Source organism: Pseudomonas sp. RA_15y_Pfl2_54 (assembly GCF_963971015.1).
Lineage (GTDB): Bacteria > Pseudomonadota > Gammaproteobacteria > Pseudomonadales > Pseudomonadaceae > Aquipseudomonas > Aquipseudomonas baetica_A.
The window spans coordinates 79,994-100,399 of record NZ_CAXAPN010000001.1 but is presented as its reverse complement, the minus strand read 5'-3'; the positions used below and the strand labels follow the sequence as shown (position 1 = coordinate 100,399).

Sequence of the window (20,406 nt, the reverse complement as noted above, 5' to 3'; positions counted from 1 at the left end):
ACGACACGATATTTTCATATATCCAGTACTGAGTAGTTCATGAGTCCGAAGTTACCTCGAAAACCCCCAACATCAAACGTAAAAGCGCCAGATCCAATGACGCCTGCATCACAACGCCCCGACGTAATTTTCGATCCTTTTGTACCCTATAGAGCCGGGCTCACTGATTCACCGAATCCTACGAATTCATCTATAAAACCTGTCACAGGCACCGATCTTTCCCGGCAGCCTGCTGTTGAAGTCACTCCCGCGCCGCGGCAAGGCTTTGCCCCCCGCAAAAACGACGGCTCCGTGAGTGACTACTGGCTTTCAGAAAATTTTCTGCGCGGCATGAAACCCGCGGATGCAGAAGGTTTTCGCTGGGTCGTCGGGCGCAGGTTTGTCGACGTGGAATACGAGGGCACTTTGCAAACCATGCATGTCGCCCTTGACGAGTTCGGTAACTATCGCGGCAAGTTTCTGACAGAGCGAACACCGTCGGGTCCCCTCCTCTATAAAAACGACGGCCTCCCCACCTGGCGGCTGACACAACAGGTCAGCGAACGTCCCGTGGTCAGCCCTGAGCGTCAGACGCAAAACATCGCCTTACCCAAAAGGCCCGCTCCGCCAATCAGCGAGCGGCCTGATCTGATGTCCACCGCCAAAAGACCTCGCCCACTCGACACACCCACATACATTGATCAAAGCCGATACTCGCCAACAGGACGCTCTCCGGATTCGCAGGGTTATTACGAACTAAGGCCCGTCTTCGGTTCGAAGGACTCCAACATGCTTTTTGCATTCAGGGATCAGTTCGCCAATTGGGTTCAGGTCGACCCGCCCGCCAACGGTTTCGGCTCACACCCCACGCACTTGAAGCAATGGACCGATCACCAGCTATGGGAGGTCTACGGGATTGAAGGTCAGGACATCGTGCGTTTCAGGGCTCAAGTCCAGTCCAGCGGAAGACCTGCGCAATGGGCCGAGCCTCGCCCTGCCAAAAACCCGGTGACAGACTTACTGCGCAACGGCCTGCGCTGGATGCTGCCGGACTCGAACCTCACGCAACGCGAGACGTTCCTGCAATCGTTCAACCTGCTGCCGAGCCAATTGATCCGTTTGCAGCGACACCTGCAGACCGAGCTGACAATGCCCCAATGGGCGCTGGCGCACAAACGCCTGACCGAAGACATCAACAATCCCCAACGACTCGATCAACTGAGCCGCGATGCCGTCGAGGAGTTGAATCTCAAACGCAACGCACGTCACGACTGGTACAACCCCGAGACCAGCATGACATTCGAACTGCGCGAAGCACTCTTGAGCAAAATGGGTTATCTGCGCAACAAGTACAACTGCCTGTACCGGACCGACATTCCAGCGCTCTTTCGGGGCGACGAGCGTACGCCGTTCGAACTGGCCAATGACGACACCATGCTGCCTCGTTACCACCACGAACCCGGCGCTACGACTCACAAGCCGATGAGCGCGACCTTCAGCCTGAAAGAAGGCCAGATGTACGCCAGCGCGCCCGATCCCGAGTACTTGCAGTTCAACAGCCAGACCAACAAGTACCCGGGACGGGACGCCGACGCCAGCGACTCGGACAGTCATGCCAGTGACGCCAGCGACATAGAAAACGCCGACTCGTCAGACTGGTCCGAGGCCGATAGCCCGATTGCCTGGGATTACGAGCGCGATTACGAGCCCATCCGAACGCGGCAAAAGGAAATGTTTCTGTATGCCCTGGACACCCGCAATCTGGAAGTTGTCCCGCATGAAGAAAATTACCTGTTCAACTCCGCGGCCCGCCTGACGCCTCCGACCTGGTTTCCTTCCGACGATTTCGAGGGTTTGATTTCGGTCACCAGAAGCGGGCTTGAGGCAGACCGTATCTGGCTGTTGAACTCGACACTGACCAAGGGCGCCAAGGTCGAGGACATCACGCTACAAGCAGGTACACATGCCGAGCGCATCGAAGCGGCCACCCATGCGGGTCACCGCAATTACCCGGAATATGACCAACTGATCGACAAGGTCGAGGCGGCTGGCCTGCCGATACTTAGACTGTCGGGCAACAAAAACGAGTTCGGTCATGACATCACCTGGCCCGGAGTCACGGGCACCTGACAAATCATCAGTCATGCAAGTTCAGCGGCACACCGGTACGGAAACCGGACGTCATCGCTTCATCATTAAAGGATTAATACGTGTCAAAAATCATCGCTCCACCCCTGCACATTTCAAACGTCCAGCCCATTGAGGTGACGCCCATCGATGCCTCGGCCAATCTCCATGCGCCACCGGCCGGCCGGGTGGACAGCGCAGCAACACTGGCAGGCACTGCACCGATATCCGACGCCGACGCCGACGCCGACGCACCCTATCGACGCACCCTCAAGTCCCTCGACAAACACTTCGGCCCACTGCGCATCGGTGAAGTGCTGACCAGTCGCGTCGAGCTCCAGGCCTTGGGGGCGACGGTCAATGGCCAGCCCATCAGTCCCGCGAACGCCGGTATGCCGATACCTGATCAAACCTTTCTGGACGGACTCAACTTCCACTCGGCGTCCGTCGAGAGCCGATTGAAGTCAGTCGATATTCCAGACAGCGGCGTGGTGGCGATGCTTTTCTATGAAATTGCCTGCAAGCGCTCGCCCGATGCCATGCCGTTGTTCGTCAGCGATACGCCGCTGGCCTCCGGCAGTGCAATGGAGCAACTCAATCGATTGGGTCAGGCCGCGCAGAAACTGGATATCCACCGGGCCGATTCGTTTGACAACGCTCCTGGCTGGGTCAACGGGAGGGCAAGCTACCTGATGAATGGATTCGGCGTCGGCCTGCAAGCATTCGGCGTCTACAGCGGATTCATGGGGGTACTGGACGGGATCAAGAAAGGTGACGCAGGGGAAGCGATATTCCAGGGCGCGTCGATCGCCGCAGAGTTCGGCTCACTGATCATCGAACAGGGGTTTAACAAGGGTGGCGAAGCGATGCTCAGACACGGCTCGACCACCTTCAAGCTTTTTCCTGGCACCTCGGCAGGCAAATTCCTGAGTCGAGGTGCCGGACTGTTTGCCAGTGCGATCACCTTGCCCTTCGACATCATCGATGCCGTCAAATCCTTCAATGCGGCGGCACAAGCCGAAGGCAAGGAAGCGCAGGATCATTACGTCAACGCGAGTGTGAGTGTAGCGGGCGCAGGTATCAGCCTGGTGCTGGGCGTGGCGGCGATCGCGGGGTTCGGCAGTACCGCCGGGCCTGTCGGCCTCGTTGCCGCAGCGGTGCTTATATTCGGCTCGATGATTTACTCGGCGGCCCGAGTCGTGGACGACATCGATGACTACATCGAGCTGAGCACCCTCGAACGCTTGCGCTCCGGCTGGCTCGCCTTTACCGGCAAGGATCTGGACAAGGAAGTCATGGATCGCTTCAAGCTCTCCAAAGGTTATCGTGACCACCAGGCACAACTGGAGATGTCAGCCAAAGAGCTGCTCGACGGCGCCTACAAAAACGCCATCGAACACATCGTCGACGGCGCTTTCAAAACTGAATTGAAGACAGTGGAACTCTGGCGCTATCAGTGGGACGAAAGCGCCGGCGAAAAACCGTTCAAACTCGACAGTCAGGCCGTCATCGTTGGCGCAGACGACGTGATTGATGCCAGCAACGGTCTGCCTGAGGATCTGAAAGGCAAAGTCAGCGGCACTGCTGGCGATGACAAAGGGGTTTTCTGGCGCCTCGGTGACGGCAATGACCGGGTCATCGGCGTCAAGGCCAAACCCAACCTGTTTGCCTATCGCGAGGGTCACAAGGCGCTGACCGGGGGCGACAAGAATGACGCGTTTTACCAGGCGGTCACCGAACAGGAACTTGATCGTCTGACCAAACCGCCTCATATCAGCGTGCTGGATGGCGGCGCAGGCTCTGACACCCTGGTCTTCGAGGGCAGCCGTCCGCTCAGTGATACCCGCCACGTCGGCCACGACATCGACCTGCAAAGCGGCCAGATGAAATTGCGCAGACTCGACGCGGCAGTCGATGCCGTCGAAGTCGCGCATCTCACCTCGATCGAGAACGTCTCGACCTTGCGCAAAGGCACAAGCCACGTCACCGGAAACGACGACGCCAATCGAGTGGCGGCCAACGGTTACGACCGCATCAGCACTGGCGGCGGAAACGACAGAATTGACATCTTTGGCCCCGATTGTCATGTCGATGGCGGCAGCGGCGCCGATCACTATTACATCGCCGACACCAACGCCCGAACGACAATTGTCGAGGATGGCGAACAATCGAGCGTCATCGAATTGGGCTGGCCAAGAGAAATCATTCAGCGCTGGGAGATCGTCGGAACCTCGCTGATCGTCAGTTCGTTGCGCGACAGGGATGGAAGAGATCCCCTGCACGTATTGACCATTAAAGACCTCTACGAATCGATCGACGGACAGCGCCAGTTGAAAAATGGACGGTGGCTGTTCAAAACCCAGGACGGGTATGAACTGTTGCCGCTCCTGCCCCAGCAATTAGGTGAATCGTTGAGCCAAGCGATTGAAGTCGCGCAGACCGTCAAGGGCCGACCGGCTCCCGATGCCGATATTGTCAATCACGGTACTGTCGTGATCACGGAGCAGGGTTCAAAGCGGCATTTTGTGTCACGCGCAGACGGCAGGGTCGAGTTTCTAGCCGCGCGTCACACACCGCACACCTCCCGAGAGGTTTATCTCGACTTCAAGGATTCGGAAATTGTCGAAGTGGTCGTCAGTTATGACGTCGAAACGCGTAAAGGCGTCTCGGGCAACACTCACTTGATCTACAAGGACATCAACCTCTCGATTTTGCTGCCATCAAAAGTGGTGGTGTTCAAAGGGATTATTCAGCCCATTACCGCCGCCACCGGCTACAGCGGCAGAAACAGTCTGAAAGTCACGACGCCGCGCCTGGTGCAAGACATTGCCGTGATCCTGCAAGACCAGGTGTCGTATCGACTTCAAGTTCCCTCACTGAACTACGAAGATGATTCCAGAAATCCCGGCAACAGGATTTACACCACCCGCAGTTGCCTGAAGCGCCGCAATGGCAACTATCTGTGTATCCAGCCACGACTCGCAAAGGCCATTGCGCTGCCCCCGGCCCCCAGAAAGATTGTCATCGAACCCCGGCCCCACACCGGCATCTATCTGCTGCAAGGCCAGAGCTCAAGTTACGATGTCTACCTGGCCAGCAACTCGATCATTCGCCTGTCCACCCCGCAAGCAGCGGCTGGAACGGCCGACGCCTCGACCTGGACCCTCTACAGCGAAACATTGACGGAAACGGTCACACGCGACGATATACGACTGGACTCCAATCGCTTGCGCGTCGGCAGTTGCGTCATCGAACTGCCAGGCATCGAAGGCGACATTGCGGTGGAGTCGATCAGCGTAGCGACTTCATCCGGCAATATTTATGAAGTGTCACTTCTGTTTGAAGTCATCCAGCTCTACGTCATCGACGCCCGACACTATTCCAGTATTGAAGCACTGCAAGCCGATATCCGTGCGCATCAACAGCGCAACGAACTGGCCGTAAAAGTTCATATAACCAACATCGGCTTCAAAACGGGAACCATCGGCACTGTGTACTACAGCTCGTTGAGGAACGGCTGGGGCGTCGATACTGATCCGCATCAGCCAATCAAACCCGAAGAGCTGACAATCGCGCCGATCGGCCAGGCCTGACCGCTCTCTTCTCACACTCAAGGACGCGCCGGTATGGATCTGATTGCCATGCCGGCCAACCCGATTCAGCCAACGGATGGCTGATTCACTGACATGGAGTCAAATCTTATGCGAAATAAACCCAAAGCCCCTCAACGCTCCCCAGTGGTCGATACGGCCCAACCGTCGCTCACCCGCCCGAACTCGCCCGAAGTCGCGGGGGACAATCTGGATTTCGGGCTACCTCCCCGCGTCAGGCCCCACGGATCGGTTGATTTGAACGTGTCGTCAGAGGTGAAAACCGGCAATCCCACGCCTGGAACCTCGCCCACACAGGTCCACCTGTCGGTTACGCAAAGGGATGACCTCGCCCCGACGCCACCCACTATCAGCCAATCTGCGCTGCAGGACTATGTCCAGCACCCGCCGGCCAATCTCGCCGTCGATCACGATGCCGCTGGTTTGAGACTCTTCAAGGGCAAGCCGTTTGCCGACGTTGTCGGCGATAACGCGCAAAGCGACATCAAGACCGTGATGGTAGGGTTCGATGACAAAATGAAAGCCTACCGGGCCCAGTTGCCCAGTAAGCGAACCCCCTGCGGACCACCGCTTTATCGCATCGGCGAGAGCAACACCTGGACCTTGCAAAAACCGGTTGATTACTACAATACCGAACGGCTCGCGTTCTCCCATCTACCGGATGCCCAAGGCTACTACGCCGTTTCCTTTCGCGATTTTTTTGACCCGAACAAAATGCATAAGGGTTACGGCTTCGCCCTTCGCGATGAGCATGACAATTGGTTCAAGGTCGATCCGCTCGAAGCTCGGGGAGAGGCGTCCATACCCTTGAAATTTGAACACTTGACCGATGGCGACATCTGGAACATGTATCGCCTGCGAGGTACAGAAACACTGGTCTTTCGGGACGAAGCGCAAGCCATCGGCAGAGTGCCTGACTGGGTCCGACGCGTTCAGGAGCCAGACACTTTCAAATACGTGACAGGTTCATTGCGATTGCTCTATCCGCAAAAGTCCGCCGTAGAATGCGAGCGACTGCTCAGAAGCTACAACCTGAGCGTCACTCAACAGGCTCGTCTGAGGAAGGATCTGGACATCGGCCCTATTCCCGAATGGGCAGAACAGCACAAGCGACTGACCAACAGCGATGATGATCAGCGATTCGAGCAGATCGCGCAGGAACTTGACCCCTTCATTGTCAGATTGAGAACCGAAGGCGGACTTTCTTCCAGCGATTTACCCGACGTCGGGCAGCGCTATGAAGCCCAATTCCTGAACGGGTACTTAAAGCGTGCAGGCTATAAACAAAACCGGCACGGCTTCCTGTACCGAACCGACATCCCTGCCATGTTCCGGGCCGATCTGCGCACCCCTTTTGAACTGGCGCGGGACAAACGCCTGGTGAGATTGAAGGGCAACCCCTCCGACTCCACGACCCGATGGGCTTTTAGCGCGACATTCGGCCTGGCCAATGGGTTGACCTACATGGGCTTTGGTTACTACTCCAACCCCCGGAATTACAACAGCCAGGCCAACCGGTATCCAGGACATATCAGTTCTGACAGCGATTCACCGAGCGACTATCGATTTGAATCGGCGGGGGAATCCGACACGTCGTTTGAAATGGACTACTCGCGTGACTATCGATTGCTGCGGCGCAAACAGACACTTGGCTTCCTTTATGTCATCGACACCCGCGGCATCGAGGTGGTGCCCGGAGCGGAAAACGTTTACCTGAACAACAAGGATTTTGAAGCGGATAACATGGAAGGCCGGATATCAATGCCTACGAGGGGTATCAGCGCAGAGAGGATCTGGCTGGTGCACTCGAATCGGAACAAGGCCGCAAGGGTTGAAGATGTCTTGCGACAGGCCGGTGATGACGCCAAGGCTATCGAGAAAGCCACGTGGGACGGAACCGACGGCAACTCAGTGTGGTTTTCGGGCGAAACACCTTATGACCGCTTGATCAATCGAGTTGCCGATTCCGGCGGCGTGATCCTGCATTTGCCGAAAGGCGAAGTCACGCTCTCCGGCGACGTTGTCTGGCCCGTTCCCGAGCATTTCAGGCCTTGACCGTCTAGCGGCCCCAAACACCCAAGCGCCAGCGATCTCTGTTGTGACTGGCGCTGCTTTCACGCAAAAGAACGATACAAACCCGACAGCCTACGGACAGGCTGTTTTATCCAAAAAGGAGTTTTATTGCATGCGACCCAAACCGGGCTCACGACCAAATTCAAAGATGGATACACCCGGCCCCTCCGCCCCCCGCCCAATCACACCTGACAACAGACCAAACGATTCGGTTTTCCACCCGCCCGGTCGACTCAGCCCGGGCAGCTCGAACACGATTTCGGCTGGAGTGAGCGCCGACAGCCCGATCGCAGGAACCACGCACCAAGGGGCCACCGTCACCGTCACGCCGATGCCCGATCTCGTTGCGCCCCGGCCTGCTGTCACGACCTCTCCCCTGGAACCCTACGTACTGAACGTCGGGAACCATCTACCCGCGCCGGCTGCAGACGGACTGAGAGCCTACAATGGCAGACAATTTGCGGACGTCACCAGCGATGATCCAGACACGGCCATCCAGACGGTGATGGTGATGTACCACGCCCCCATGAAAGCCTATCGGGCAAAGTCGCTGAGCAAGCGTGATCTTTGGGGGCCACCGCTTTACCGAATAGCCGACAGCAATGCCTGGAGCCTGAAAAAACCGAGCGAGTACTTTGATATCCGTCAGCACACCATTTCCCAGCTTCCAGATCACGATGGCTACTATTCGGTTCGCCGGCACAGTGAGGCTGATCCCAATCTTTTTTATCCGGGAACCGGTTACGCCTTCAGGGATGAAAAACAAAGGTGGGTCAAGGTCGACCCGCGTGAAGCTCGGGGCGACCGTTCTGTAACCGTGAAACTTGAGCAATGGACCGACGGCGATATCTGGCGCATGTATCGCTTGCAGGGTGCAGAGGCGTGGGTGTTTCGTAATGAGGCGCAAGTCAGCGGCACGGCGCCTGATTGGGCCCGCCGCTTCAAGGGCGTGAAAGCGCACGACTATCTGATTGATTCACTGGGATGGCTTTATCCACAAATGTCTGCCAGTGAACGTGCGCAATGGCTGCGCAGCTACAACTTGACCGTGGCACAGCAGATCCGCTTGCGTCAGGAGCTGGAAAGCGGACCGTTTCCCGAATGGGCGGAACAACACAAACGATTGACTCAAAACAAGGATGACAACCAGCGGTTTAATCTGATCGCACAAGAATTGGAGCCTTACCTTCTCAAGTTGAGAAATCATGGCTTTGAGTATGTGAAGGAGCTACCTCCCGCACAGCAACGATATGAAGCCGAGTTTCTGAAAAACTACACGGACCATGCGGGGTATCAGCGCAATGTGCATCTCGCTTTGTATCGAACCGACATCCCTGCCATGTTCCGGGGCGACCACCGCACGCCTTTCGAGTTGGCACGGGATAAACGCATGGTCAGGCTCAAGGGCAATCCCTCTGGCATTACCACCAAGTGGGCCTTGAGTGCGACATTCAGTCTGGGCAAGGCCCTGTGGTACAAAAGCGAGTTGGGCGGATACTCCCACCCCCTGCATTACAACTCCCAGGCCAATCGGTATCCGGGCAAGATTTCCGATGGCGATATCTCACCCGGTAGTCGCGATGGTTCAGACGCAGAATCTGACACCTCGTTTGAACTGGATTACTCCAAAGACTACCCACTGGTTCGGCGCCAGCAGACCCAAGGCTTCCTTTATGTCATCGATACCCGCGGCATCGAAGTCGTGCCCGGCGCGGAAAACCTCTACCTGAACGATCTGGATTTTGAAGCCGATCCGACAGAGGGGCGCCTGTCGATGCCGACACGGGGCATCAGTGCCCAGCGGCTCTGGCTGGTGAACTCGCAACTGACCCGTGCAGCGTGCGTCGAGGATGTATTCAAATGTGCCGGCGGCAGTGTCAGCGCTATCGAGAAAGCAACCTGGAACGGAACGCTCACTTACAGCGAGCAAGGCACCACGATTTATGACGCACTGATAGACCGAGTAGGCGCCGATGGCGCGAAGGTACTGTTCTTGCCGAAAGGACGCGACACATTTGCAGGTGACATCACCTGGCCGACACCCGAGCATGAAAGACCTTGAACTGAAGCCAGCGGTTTGACCGAATGAATCGCGCCATACTTCTAATCGAGGCATGGCGCTTTTTATCAGGTAACGGCTGAAAGCTTTTCAACAACTTTAATTACAAACACAGCAGAACTGTAATTAAAGGCATCGTGTTTCGACAGGTTGGGATTGACATTCAGGAACGTGCTCATGCCCTTGACCACATTGCAATACAAAGGCCTGTTATTCGACTCACTGACCAAACCAATATAGGCCGCCCCGAATTCGATATCGCTAAAAGTAGTGCTCGACACCCCAAGCTTATTGATCGAAAAATAATCCGTTTTATCAGCCGTGCTGGCCAATAGATTATGTGTTTTGTTTTCGAAGGCTAATCTGGCGTTATCAAACATGCCGCGCTGCACGACGTGGATCGCGTACCGGTCGCCCTGCGCAACGAACTTCAACAGTAAAGGTTCGTCGTGTTCGTGATCAGCAAGGGTGAGTAAACTGGCAACACGAGAATCTGCCAGATTAACTTCGGCATCCAGTTGCTCGCGTTTGGTAAGACGCGGACTGCGCAGACGCTGTTGGAGGCGCTGTTGATTGAGCACTACTGGCAGACCGTCAAGGTACAGGTTTGCAGTAAATGTGATGTCGGTGTTTATCGATACAGTCATAAAATTTCCATCCATGGAGGCCTGGCGCCGTAATCGTCAGGGTGCCAGGCCATCTGAAAAAACAGTCAGGCGGTCGCCGCTGCCACTATGGTTTTCGCGGTTGCAGACATACGCGGAACTTCGCTGACAGGAATTTTTTCAGATTTACGCTTACGCCGCGCAACCACCATCAAATCGGCATAGACGCAGGCCGCTTCAATCACATTGGCAACGTTATGATCAGCCCCGGCATGTTTCAAAATATACTTGCCAGCGATGTCATCCCAAAACGCCCACTCATCTTCATATACCGTCATGACGTCTTCCTTATTATTGTTCATATCACCCGCTTCCTGCGGGGAACTTGAACTTAAGATAAAGACAGAAGCAAAACAATACTGGCAGGCATTGTGAGTTGATTCAAAGTACAACTAGGTGAACAACTCTCCCTGTAATTCATCGAGCAACGCCTGGATGGCATCCAGTCGTTGTTGTGGATCATCAAGTTGCAGCAGATCGATCTTGTCTTCTTCGGCGAACGGCAGCAGATACGCCAACTGATTGGCGAGCGACTGCTGACCCGGCGCGTCAGTGCCCATGTTCAACGCCTCGACCATCGGGTGCTCGGCCAAAGCCTTGAGCAAGGCAACCAGGTCGGCGTCCTCGTCCTGCAACGGTTGCTCGGGATCGTCGTCCAGCCACTCAACGTCGGCGAGGATCAACTGATCGCGCTGCACGTCGGTGCGCAGCACATTGAAACGCCGTCCACCCTGTACACGAATGCCCAACAGCCCATTGTCCTGCTGCTGGAAATCGGTGATCCGCGCCTCGCACCCGACCAAGGCAAAACCTTGCGGCGCAACGCCGACTTCATGGCCGTCGAGGATGCACACCACACCAAAGCCACCGCCCTGTTTCATGCAGCGACCGATCATGTCCAGGTAGCGCGCCTCGAAGATCTGCAAGTCGAGGTTGCAGCCGGGAAACAGCACTGTGTTCAGCGGGAAAAGCGGCAGACTCATAGACATTTCCTTACACCACCATCGACACCGCCAACGGCAGGAACACCGCCGTGGCCACGCCCATCAGACTCATCGCCAGCGCCGCGAAGGCGCCGCACTCATCACTTTCCTGCAACGCCACCGAAGTGCCGACCGCATGCGCGGTCATGCCCAGCGCCATACCGCGCGCCTCGGGGCTATGCACGCCTAGCCGGGTCAACAACGCCGGGCCGAAGATCGCCCCGATCACGCCGGTGATCAACACAAACACCGCCGCCAATGCTGCGACACCGCCGATCTGCTCGGCCACCAGCATGGCGATCGGCGAAGTCACCGACTTGGGCGCCATGGTCATCAGAATCATGTGATCGGCGCCGAACCACCAGCCCAGCAAGACGCCCATCCCCGTGGCAACCACCCCGCCTATCACCAGCGTAGTAAAAATCGGCCAGAACAATTGGCGGATGCGTTTGAGGTTCAGATACAACGGCACCGCCAACGCCACCGTCGCCGGCCCCAGCAGAATGCTGAGGATCTCGGTGCTCTTGCGGTATTCGGCGTACGTCAGGCCACAGCCCACCAGCACACCGATCACCAACAGCATGGAGACCAGCACCGGTTGCAAAAAGATCCAGCGGGTTTTCTCGAACGCTGCCAGCACGAGTTGATAGGCACCCAGGGTGATGCCGATGCCGAACAGCGGATGGTGGATCACGGAGTCCCAGGCACCTTGCCAGTCGAAAAGCATCAGGACTCCTCCGAGCGGTGCGTGTGACGCCTGACCATGCGCTGCATCAGCATTCCGGCGAAGGCCATCGACAGAATCAACGACACCACCAGTGCGCCGACAATCGCCCAGAAGTCGGCGGCAATCGCCGCGGCGTAAACCATCACGCCCACTGCCGGTGGCACCAGCAGCAACGGCAAATAACGCAGCAGGCTCGCGGCCGCGAGATTCAGCGGTTCGTCGACCTCACCACGCATGATCAGGAACACCAGCAACAGCAGCAGGCCGATGATCGGCCCCGGCAGCACCGGCAACAGCAAGTGATTGAGCGCCGTGCCGAGCAATTGAAACAGCACCAGCAGGGTCAGGCCACGTAGCAACATCCGACATCTCCGTCTTACTTTCCGCCCAGCAGGGGCTCGGCATTATAAGCACGCCTGCGCTATGGATCGGCATTCGCCAAAAGCATGGTCAGTTGACCTGAGCAAATCGCCATGATGATCTACAGTGGTTCGCAGGGCGGTCAAATCCCCCACCTGAAAAACTATAAAACCGATGAACCCAAGGAGAGTCTCAATGCCCTATGTTCCAGTTGCAGAGCTCAAAGATTATGTCGGCAAGGAACTCGGACGTTCCGAATGGCTCACCATCGATCAGGAGCGCATCAACCTGTTCGCCGAAGCCACCGGGGATTATCAGTTCATTCACGTCGACCCGGTCAAAGCCGCGCAAACGCCATTTGGCAGCACCATTGCCCACGGTTTCCTGTCGTTGTCGCTGATCCCGAAATTGATGGAAGACATCCTCGTGCTGCCGCAAGGCGTGAAGATGGTGGTCAACTATGGCCTCGACAGCGTGCGTTTCATCCAGCCAGTGAAGGTCAATTCCAAAGTTCGCCTGAAGGTCGACCTGGGCGAAGTGACCGAGAAAAAACCTGGCCAATGGCTGCTCAAAGCCACAGCGACACTGGAGATAGAAGGCTCGGACAAACCGGCCTACATCGCCGAGCCCCTGTCGCTCTGCTTCGTTTAAGCGCCGGGATGCGAAGCAGCGCACGCTGTTTCGCATCCACTGTCTTAGCGGCGGCTGTATAAGGTCACATAGCTGCGGCATACTCGGTCGCCTAATTGCCCGGATCCCGCTATGCGCTCACTCGCCACTCTTGCCCCCCTAGCCTTGACCCTGTTGCTTGCCGCATGCGGCGACGGCGAATCGCTGTTGCCTCCTGATGCACGCCTGCCGGATGGCGGACGCTATCGCGGCGAACTGGTCGACGGTTTGTTGCAAGGCCAGGGGCGCGTCGACTACCCCAACGGCAGTTGGTACGCCGGGCAGTTCGACAAGGGGCAGTGGCACGGGCAGGGCGAATGGCATGGCAGCAATGGCGAGGTCTATCGCGGCCAGTTCCAGCAAGGTCTGTTCGACGGCCAGGGCAGCCTGACCACCAACGCCAGCAGTTACACCGGCGGTTTCAAGCAGGGCCGACGGGACGGCGAAGGCACCCTGAAAGAAAACGCCATGACCTACCGTGGCGAGTTCAAGGCTGATCAATATTCCGGGCTCGGCCGTCTCGAAATGGACGATGGCAGTTCCTATCAAGGCCAGTTCGCCCATGGCAAACCCAACGGCGAAGGCCAGCGTGGCGACTCCAGCGGCAACTCGTTCACCGGCCATTTCGTCAATGGTCAACTGGAAGGCAACGGCACCTTCAACAGCGCTGACGGTGACGTCTACGTCGGTGGTTTCAAGAACAACCAGTTGCACGGTAAGGGCCGCTACGAAAACGCCGACGGCGACGTTTGGCTCGGACAGTTCAAGGAAGGAGCGCTGACCGGCAAGGGTGAACTGATCGGCGCCGACGGCAGCCACTACGTGGGCGAATTCAACGACTGGCGCTTCAGCGGTCAGGGACGCTTGAATCTGTCTGACGGCAGCTTCTACATCGGTGGTTTCGACAGCGACAGTTACTCTGGACGCGGCATCCTGGTGCTGACCGATGGCAGCGTGATGAGCGGCACCTGGGTCAATGGCCAGCGAGTGCGCGATGCCGACGGCAAGTTGCTGCCCGACATCCTCGAACTCGGCTTGCTGGCCCAGGGCCGCTTGCTTGATGACGCCCTGGCGGCCATCCCGGCCTCAACCCCAGCGGTTGAGCTGTACACCTTGACCTTGGGCGGCGATGGCAAGCAGAGCGTGTTCCTGCGCGAATCCGACTACGTCGCCAACATGCTCAAAACGCGGTTTGGGGCTTATGGCCAGATCCGCCTGGTCAACCACCGCGACCACCTCGCCGACCGACCGATGGCCACTCGCGAGAATCTGCGCCGCGCCGCGCAAACCCTCGCCGAACGCAGCGGCCCGGAAGACCTGCTGTTTATCTACCTGACCAGCCACGGCACCGCCGAACACGAACTGGTACTCGACCAGCCGCGCATGGAACTGGCCGAGCTGCCCGCCGACGAACTCGCCGCCGTGCTGGCACCGCTGAAAAACCGCGACAAGATCATCGTGATCTCAGCGTGCTACTCCGGCGGCTTCATCCCGGCCCTCAAAGACGAACGCACGCTGATCATGACGGCTTCGCGCGCCGATCGCGTGTCCTTTGGCTGCTCCGAAGAAGCCAACTTCACCTACTTCGGCGATGCACTGTTCGCCCAGGCGCTGAACCAGACCGACGATCTCGAACACGCCTTCAAACTGGCCAAAGCCACCGTCGCCGAGCGTGAACTGGCGGACAATTTCGAAGCCTCGGAGCCGCAAATCTGGGCGCCGAAAACCGTGCTGTCACATTGGCAACTGCTGCGCAAACAGCAAGCCAGGAAAGCGTTGCAAAGTGCTGCATTGAACGACGCAGCGATAAAGAGCAACTAAGCTGAACAGTATCAAGGGAGAGACACTATGTACTTGACGCCTCAGCACGTATTGCTTGCCGGAGCCACCGGTTTGACCGGTGAACACCTGCTCGACCGTTTGCTCAACGAACCAACGATTTCTCGCGTGCTCGCCCCTTCCCGTCGGCCATTGGCGGAACACCCGCATCTGGAAAACCCGGTCGGCGACCCGCAGGTTTTTCTGCCGCAGCTCAGCGGCCGTGTCGACATCGCCTATTGCTGCCTCGGCACCACCATCAAACAGGCCGGCTCCGAAGCCGCCTTTCGTGCGGTCGACCTGGACATGGTGGTGGCGTTCGCCAAACGCGCACGGGAGATGGGCGCACGGCACCTGATCGTGATCAGCGCGCTGGGCGCCGATCCGAATTCATCGATTTTCTACAATCGGGTCAAAGGTGAAATGGAACAGGCATTGCGCGCGCAGAACTGGCCGCAACTGACCATTTGCCGGCCATCGCTGCTGCTCGGTGAACGCACCGAACCGCGTCTGGGCGAGCAGCTTGCTGCGCCGTTTTCAAAATTGATCCCCGGTAAATACCGTGGCATCGAGGCCTGCCAACTGGCCCGCGCCATGTGGCGCCTGGCGCTGGAAGAACAGGATGGGGTGCGGGTGATTGAATCGGATGAGTTGCGCAAGCTCGGCAAGTAGTTTTGTGGTGTCTGGGCTGGCCTCTTCGCGAGCAAGCCCAGACACCACAGTAATCTTCAGCGAATACAGACCTGGCGTAAGACTCAATCCCTGTGGGAGCGTGGCTTGCCCGTGCCCGCCAATGGAGTGCGAGCACTCCCCTACAATCCACCAGTTGCCTGAAATCCCACGCCAATCACCGTGAGCAACGACAACGGCAGTAACAGCGTATCGAGCAACGCACTCGCTGGCAGATCCACGCCCGGATAGCTCGGCGCCTCAGCCCCGAACCGATCCATCGCGCAACACCCGCCATTGATCGCATACAAATCCAGCCGCGTACCGGCATACACCACCGGCGCCCCCGGTTTGGCGGCATCGAGCGTGCGTGCCGTAGCGCAACCGGCCAGTTGCAGCGCCAGCACAACGATCAGCAGCTTATTCATCGCTGCTCAGATGATGCTCACCCCAACGCGGCAGCATGTCTTGGGGAATGCCCAGCAGATTGAGAATCCGCGCCACGACGAAATCGATCAGGTCATCGATGGTCTGCGGCTGGTGATAGAAACCCGGCGACGCCGGCAGGATGGTCACGCCCATGTTCGACAACTTGAGCATGTGCTCCAGATGAATGCTCGAATACGGCGCCTCACGCGGGACCAGAATCAACTGGCGGCGCTCCTTCAGCGTCACGTCGGCGGCGCGCTCGATCAGGTTGTTGCAGGCACCGGTGGCAATCGCCGACAGCGTGCCGGTGGAGCATGGCACGACGACCATCGCCGCAGGTGCACCGGAGCCTGAGGCCACTGGCGACATCCAGTCTTCCTTGCCATACACGCGGATCTGCCCGGCGGCCGCTCCGGTGTATTCGGTGAGGAATGCCTGCATCGTCTGCGGTTTGGGCGGCAGCGACACATCGGTCTCGGTGGCCATCACCAGTTGCGCAGCCTTGGAGATCAGGAAGTGCACCTCGCGATCTTCACGCACCAGACAATCGAGCAGGCGCAAACCGTACTGCGCGCCTGAAGCGCCGGTCATTGCCAGGGTGATGCGTTCGGGGCCATTGCTCTCCAAACGAGTGTTCATTGCAGCGCCTCGGCGAGTTTGCCGTGCAGGCCGCCGAAGCCGCCGTTGCTCATGATCACGACGTGAGTGCCGGGCTGAGCCTGGCTCTTCACACGTTCGATGATGCCTTCCAGTGAATCGCTGACAATCGACGGCACCGTGCATAACGCAGCGGTGGCGGCCAGATCCCAGCCGAGGTTGGCCGGGGCGTACCAGATCACCTGATCGGCATCGACCACGCTGTCCGGCAAACCGTCGCGGTGCGCGCCCAGCTTCATGGAGTTGGAACGCGGCTCGATGATCGCGATCAAGGGTGCATCGCCGATGCGCTTGCGCAAGCCGTCGAGGGTGGTGGCAATCGCGGTTGGATGGTGAGCGAAGTCGTCATAGATGGTGATGCCGCGCACCTCAGCGACTTTTTCCATCCGGCGTTTGACGTTCTTGAAGGCGCTCAGCCCGGCAATGCCCATCGACGGCACCACGCCAACATGACGCGCCGCTGCCAGCGCGGCCAGGGCATTGGCGACGTTGTGCTGACCGGTCAGCTCCCATTCGACGGTGCCTTGGGACACACCTTCGAACATGACTTCGAACGCCGAACCGTCGTCCTTCAGCAACTTGACCTGCCACTGCCCGCCGGCACCGGTGGTTTGCACCGGGGTCCAGCAACCCATCTCGATCACACGCTGCAAGGCAGGCTCGGTGGTTGGATGAATGACCAGGCCTTCACTCGGGATCGTGCGCACCAGATGGTGGAATTGCCGCTCGATCGCTGGCAGATCCGGGAAGATGTCCGCGTGATCGAACTCAAGATTATTGAGGATCGCGGTACGCGGGCGGTAGTGAACGAACTTCGAGCGTTTGTCGAAGAAGGCGCTGTCGTACTCGTCGGCCTCGATCACGAAGAACGGCGTACCGCCCAAACGTGCGGACACCGAGAAGTTCTGCGGCACGCCGCCGATGAGGAAACCCGGGCTCATGCCGGCGTGTTCCAGCACCCAGGCAAGCATGCTGCTGGTGGTGGTTTTGCCATGGGTACCGGCGACGGCCAGCACCCAGCGACCTTGCAGCACATGATCGGCCAGCCATTGCGGGCCGGACACATACGGCAAGCCTTTGTTCAGCACATATTCCACCGCCGGATTGCCGCGGGACATGGCGTTGCCGATCACCACCAGATCCGGTGCCGGATCGAGCTGGGCCGGGTCGTAGCCCTGAGTCAGCACAATGCCTTGGGCCTCAAGCTGCGTGCTCATCGGCGGATAGACGTTGGCGTCGGAGCCGGTCACATGATGGCCCAGCTCTTTGGCCAGAACCGCCATCGAGCCCATGAAAGTCCCGCAGATACCCAGAATATGAATGTGCATAGTCGACCTCGTAAAACATGGCCGCAGGTTAGCGTAGGGAGGGGGAAATCGCACCTTGTGTTTCGCGCCTTAGCGAGCAAGCCCGCGCCCACAATGTCAGCGCAGTCCTTGCGGGCGCGGGCTTGCTCGCCAATGGCGCGACCCGGTTTAGCGGGCGATAGCGTGTTTGCGCAGCTTTCTGTAAAGCGTATTGCGACTGACCCCAAGCTGTTGCGCCGTTTGTGTCATGTGCCACCGCGTCTGTTCCAGCGCGGCGAGCAAGGCCAAGCGTTCGGCATCTTCAAGGGGATGCTCGGCCGCACAAACCTCCACAGCCACCCTCGGTCGCACTTGTCGAAACATCGCCGGCAAATCCTCCAGCCCAACCCGCCCGTCATCACACAACGCCGCCAACGTGCGCAGCACATTGCGCAACTGCCGCACATTGCCCGGCCAGTTGAACGCCAGCAACGCCTCACGCGCCGGCGCTTCAATCAGGATTGGTTCGCCGCTTGCCTCTTCGGCCAGCAGAAAATCCAGCAATTGCGACTTGTCACTGCGATCACGCAATGCAGGCAGCGCCACTTCCAACCCATTGAGCCGGTAATACAGATCCTCACGAAAACTGCCGTCCTCGACCCGGCCCAGCAGATTGCGATGGGTCGCGCTGATGATCCTCACGTTGACCGCTTCGGGCTCACCGCCAATCGGCACCACCTGCCGATCTTCCAGCACCCGCAACAAGCGAGTCTGCAAGGCCAGCGGCATGTCGCCGATTTCATCAAGGAACAACGTACCGCCATCGGCCTGCTGCAACTTGCCGCGCATACCGTCCTTGCGGGCACCGGTGAAGCTGCCGCCGCGATAGCCGAACAGTTCGCTCTCGATCAGGCTCTCGGGGATGGCCGCACAGTTGAGGGCAACAAAGGCTTTGCTCGATCGTTGGCTGGCCTGATGCACAGCCTTTGCGAAAGCCTCTTTGCCGGAGCCGGTTTCACCGTTGATCAGCAGCGGTACATCGCGTTCGAACACGCGCAGGGCTTTACGAAAGTCCGCTTGCAGCGCCGCATCACCGAGGCAGATCCCCGACAGACGCGCAGGCTCGGGTTTGATGGGGGCCGGGATGATCGGCAGCGGCTTGCGCGACTCGCCACGCAACACGGCAAACAGATGTCGCCCGTCGCGGGTGCGCAGCGGCCAACTGGCGCTGGCATTGGCACTCGCGCGGCCCAGCAACTCATCCAGCGAACAATCGAAAAACGCCTCGACCGGTTGGCCGAGCAACCCACCGCGAATATGCCCCAGCAGGTTCAGCGCACTCTGGTTGACCGCACTGATCCGCCCTTCCCCGTCAAACGCCAGCAAGCCTTCGCTGAACAGGCCGACGGACTCGGCCTGCAAATGAAAACGCAACAACCATTGGTTATCGAAACAGCGCAGGAAGTAGCAACTCTCGATCATCTTCGCCGACAGATTGACCAGCGCCATGGTGTGGAACTGGCTCTGGCGCGAGACATCGTGGCGCGCCGAAGACACATCGAGCACCGCCAACAGTTCGCCGTGCGGGTCGAACACCGGGCTCGCCGAGCAGGTCAGGCCGGTGTGACGACCGCGAAAGTGTTCATCCTGATGGATGGTCAACGCCTGACGCTCGACCAGGCAAGTGCCGATGCCGTTGGTGCCTTCACAGGCTTCGCTCCAGTCAGCCCCGAGCCAGAGGCCGGCGCGCTCGAAAATCCTGCGCTCGGCGGGCGCGGTGACGCAGTTGAGGATCACCCCGCGCGCATCGGTCAGCAGCACCGCGTGGCCGGCGCCGGACAGTTGTTGATGCAGGCTGCTCATTTCATTGCCGGCGATCTGCAGAACCTGTTGCAGACGCTCGCGGCTTTCAAGCACGCGCCCGTGTTCGAGCACGGTGGGCGCCATGGCCAGGGCCGGGTCGAGGTGATAGTCCTCAAGACAACGCAGCCAAGAGCGGGCAATCGACGGATCGGCACCGGGCCCGTGCAGGTGCGGTTTGCCCTGGGTGGCCGTGAGAACCTGCTGGGCATGGCGACTCAAATGGTTGTCGTGCATTTCTTATTGTTCTCCCCGAGGCTCGACGGCCCAATGCTTGAGGTGACGCCCAGCATCCTCCAGCCACCGGCGCATTGCAATGCTGGCGAGACTGTCCGGTCACAGGCTGTGCCAAGAACGGTACAAACTGTCACCCCCGCTGTACCGAAACCGTCACAGGCGCGCTCCGCCCGTCCGACAAAAACCACCCAAGGCCT

At 58.6% G+C, this 20,406-nt stretch carries 16 protein-coding genes; 7 read left to right on the top strand and 9 right to left on the bottom strand.

All coding sequences use genetic code 11. The features are described from left to right. Positions 1-768 precede the first annotated feature (768 nt). The 4 genes from AACY50_RS00545 (at position 769) to AACY50_RS00530 (ending at position 9,852) form a co-directional block, all read left to right on the top strand. Positions 769-2,109 carry a hypothetical protein gene (locus tag AACY50_RS00545; protein WP_339493910.1) on the top strand — a complete coding sequence of 447 codons (1,341 nt, stop codon included), beginning with the start codon at positions 769-771 and terminating at the stop codon, positions 2,107-2,109. Between the two features lie 80 nt (positions 2,110-2,189). Beyond that, a complete protein-coding gene (locus AACY50_RS00540; RefSeq protein WP_339464728.1) occupies positions 2,190-5,699 on the top strand; it encodes a calcium-binding protein in 3,510 nt (1,169 codons plus the stop codon). Positions 5,700-5,807: 108 nt separating this feature from the next. After that, the gene (locus AACY50_RS00535; RefSeq protein WP_339464729.1) at positions 5,808-7,772 is read left to right on the top strand and encodes a hypothetical protein; all 1,965 of its coding nucleotides are present in this window, start codon (positions 5,808-5,810) and stop codon (positions 7,770-7,772) included. Between the two features lie 286 nt (positions 7,773-8,058). Continuing rightward, a complete protein-coding gene (locus tag AACY50_RS00530; protein ID WP_339464731.1) occupies positions 8,059-9,852 on the top strand; it encodes a hypothetical protein in 1,794 nt (597 codons plus the stop codon). Positions 9,853-9,917: 65 nt separating this feature from the next. Here AACY50_RS00530 and AACY50_RS00525 read toward each other — a convergent pair whose 3' ends face one another. From AACY50_RS00525 to AACY50_RS00505, 5 genes are all read right to left on the bottom strand, one after another. Continuing rightward, positions 9,918-10,496 (bottom strand): hypothetical protein, encoded by a 579-nt coding sequence (locus AACY50_RS00525; RefSeq protein ID WP_339431338.1) that lies wholly within the window; start codon positions 10,494-10,496, stop codon positions 9,918-9,920. Between the two features lie 65 nt (positions 10,497-10,561). Further along, the gene (locus AACY50_RS00520) at positions 10,562-10,816 is read right to left on the bottom strand and encodes a hypothetical protein (protein ID WP_339431337.1); all 255 of its coding nucleotides are present in this window, start codon (positions 10,814-10,816) and stop codon (positions 10,562-10,564) included. A gap of 90 nt (positions 10,817-10,906) precedes the next feature. After that, positions 10,907-11,497 carry an LON peptidase substrate-binding domain-containing protein gene (locus AACY50_RS00515; RefSeq protein ID WP_339431336.1) on the bottom strand — a complete coding sequence of 197 codons (591 nt, stop codon included), beginning with the start codon at positions 11,495-11,497 and terminating at the stop codon, positions 10,907-10,909. 10 nt (positions 11,498-11,507) lie between these two features. Continuing rightward, positions 11,508-12,224, bottom strand: coding sequence for an LrgB family protein (locus tag AACY50_RS00510; RefSeq protein WP_221730200.1), 717 nt, complete (start codon positions 12,222-12,224; stop codon positions 11,508-11,510). Then, positions 12,224-12,586 carry a CidA/LrgA family protein gene (locus AACY50_RS00505; protein ID WP_339431335.1) on the bottom strand — a complete coding sequence of 121 codons (363 nt, stop codon included), beginning with the start codon at positions 12,584-12,586 and terminating at the stop codon, positions 12,224-12,226. The genes AACY50_RS00510 and AACY50_RS00505 overlap by 1 nt, the downstream gene beginning before the upstream one ends. A gap of 193 nt (positions 12,587-12,779) precedes the next feature. Here AACY50_RS00505 and AACY50_RS00500 point away from each other — a divergent pair, with 193 nt between their 5' ends. The 3 genes from AACY50_RS00500 (at position 12,780) to AACY50_RS00490 (ending at position 15,743) form a co-directional block, all read left to right on the top strand. Then, positions 12,780-13,235, top strand: coding sequence for a MaoC family dehydratase (locus tag AACY50_RS00500; RefSeq protein WP_034153755.1), 456 nt, complete (start codon positions 12,780-12,782; stop codon positions 13,233-13,235). 111 nt (positions 13,236-13,346) lie between these two features. Continuing rightward, on the top strand, positions 13,347-15,074 hold the full coding sequence (locus AACY50_RS00495; RefSeq protein WP_339431334.1) for a C13 family peptidase: 1,728 nt from the start codon (positions 13,347-13,349) through the stop codon (positions 15,072-15,074). Between the two features lie 27 nt (positions 15,075-15,101). After that, positions 15,102-15,743 carry an oxidoreductase gene (locus AACY50_RS00490; protein WP_339431333.1) on the top strand — a complete coding sequence of 214 codons (642 nt, stop codon included), beginning with the start codon at positions 15,102-15,104 and terminating at the stop codon, positions 15,741-15,743. 140 nt (positions 15,744-15,883) lie between these two features. Here the strand turns inward: AACY50_RS00490 and AACY50_RS00485 are convergent, their stop codons facing one another. The 4 genes from AACY50_RS00485 to AACY50_RS00470 all read right to left on the bottom strand — a co-directional run bounded on the left by AACY50_RS00485 (position 15,884) and on the right by AACY50_RS00470 (position 20,209). After that, complete coding sequence (locus AACY50_RS00485; protein WP_339431332.1) at positions 15,884-16,168, bottom strand: YceK/YidQ family lipoprotein; 285 nt, start codon at positions 16,166-16,168, stop codon at positions 15,884-15,886. After that, positions 16,161-16,808, bottom strand: a complete 648-nt coding sequence (gene ubiX, locus AACY50_RS00480) for a flavin prenyltransferase UbiX (protein ID WP_221730205.1) — start codon at positions 16,806-16,808, stop codon at positions 16,161-16,163. Before ubiX ends, AACY50_RS00485 begins: the two co-directional genes overlap by 8 nt. Next, complete coding sequence (gene mpl, locus AACY50_RS00475) at positions 16,805-18,154, bottom strand: UDP-N-acetylmuramate:L-alanyl-gamma-D-glutamyl-meso-diaminopimelate ligase (RefSeq protein WP_339493920.1); 1,350 nt, start codon at positions 18,152-18,154, stop codon at positions 16,805-16,807. The genes ubiX and mpl overlap by 4 nt, the downstream gene beginning before the upstream one ends. 147 nt (positions 18,155-18,301) lie before the next feature. Beyond that, the gene (locus AACY50_RS00470) at positions 18,302-20,209 is read right to left on the bottom strand and encodes a sigma-54-dependent Fis family transcriptional regulator (protein WP_339431330.1); all 1,908 of its coding nucleotides are present in this window, start codon (positions 20,207-20,209) and stop codon (positions 18,302-18,304) included. Between the last annotated feature and the right edge of the window lie 197 nt (positions 20,210-20,406).

Coding starts and splice junctions, on each gene's coding strand:
- AACY50_RS00545 (WP_339493910.1), top strand. CDS start 769: ATGCTTTTTGCATTCAGGGATCAGTTCGCCAATTGGGTTCAGGTCGAC.
- AACY50_RS00535 (WP_339464729.1), top strand. CDS start 5,808: ATGCGAAATAAACCCAAAGCCCCTCAACGCTCCCCAGTGGTCGATACG.
- AACY50_RS00525 (WP_339431338.1), bottom strand. CDS start 10,496: ATGACTGTATCGATAAACACCGACATCACATTTACTGCAAACCTGTAC.
- AACY50_RS00520 (WP_339431337.1), bottom strand. CDS start 10,816: ATGAACAATAATAAGGAAGACGTCATGACGGTATATGAAGATGAGTGG.
- AACY50_RS00515 (WP_339431336.1), bottom strand. CDS start 11,497: ATGAGTCTGCCGCTTTTCCCGCTGAACACAGTGCTGTTTCCCGGCTGC.
- AACY50_RS00510 (WP_221730200.1), bottom strand. CDS start 12,224: ATGCTTTTCGACTGGCAAGGTGCCTGGGACTCCGTGATCCACCATCCG.
- AACY50_RS00505 (WP_339431335.1), bottom strand. CDS start 12,586: ATGTTGCTACGTGGCCTGACCCTGCTGGTGCTGTTTCAATTGCTCGGC.
- AACY50_RS00500 (WP_034153755.1), top strand. CDS start 12,780: ATGCCCTATGTTCCAGTTGCAGAGCTCAAAGATTATGTCGGCAAGGAA.
- AACY50_RS00495 (WP_339431334.1), top strand. CDS start 13,347: ATGCGCTCACTCGCCACTCTTGCCCCCCTAGCCTTGACCCTGTTGCTT.
- AACY50_RS00490 (WP_339431333.1), top strand. CDS start 15,102: ATGTACTTGACGCCTCAGCACGTATTGCTTGCCGGAGCCACCGGTTTG.
- AACY50_RS00485 (WP_339431332.1), bottom strand. CDS start 16,168: ATGAATAAGCTGCTGATCGTTGTGCTGGCGCTGCAACTGGCCGGTTGC.
- ubiX (WP_221730205.1), bottom strand. CDS start 16,808: ATGAACACTCGTTTGGAGAGCAATGGCCCCGAACGCATCACCCTGGCA.
- mpl (WP_339493920.1), bottom strand. CDS start 18,154: ATGCACATTCATATTCTGGGTATCTGCGGGACTTTCATGGGCTCGATG.
- AACY50_RS00470 (WP_339431330.1), bottom strand. CDS start 20,209: ATGCACGACAACCATTTGAGTCGCCATGCCCAGCAGGTTCTCACGGCC.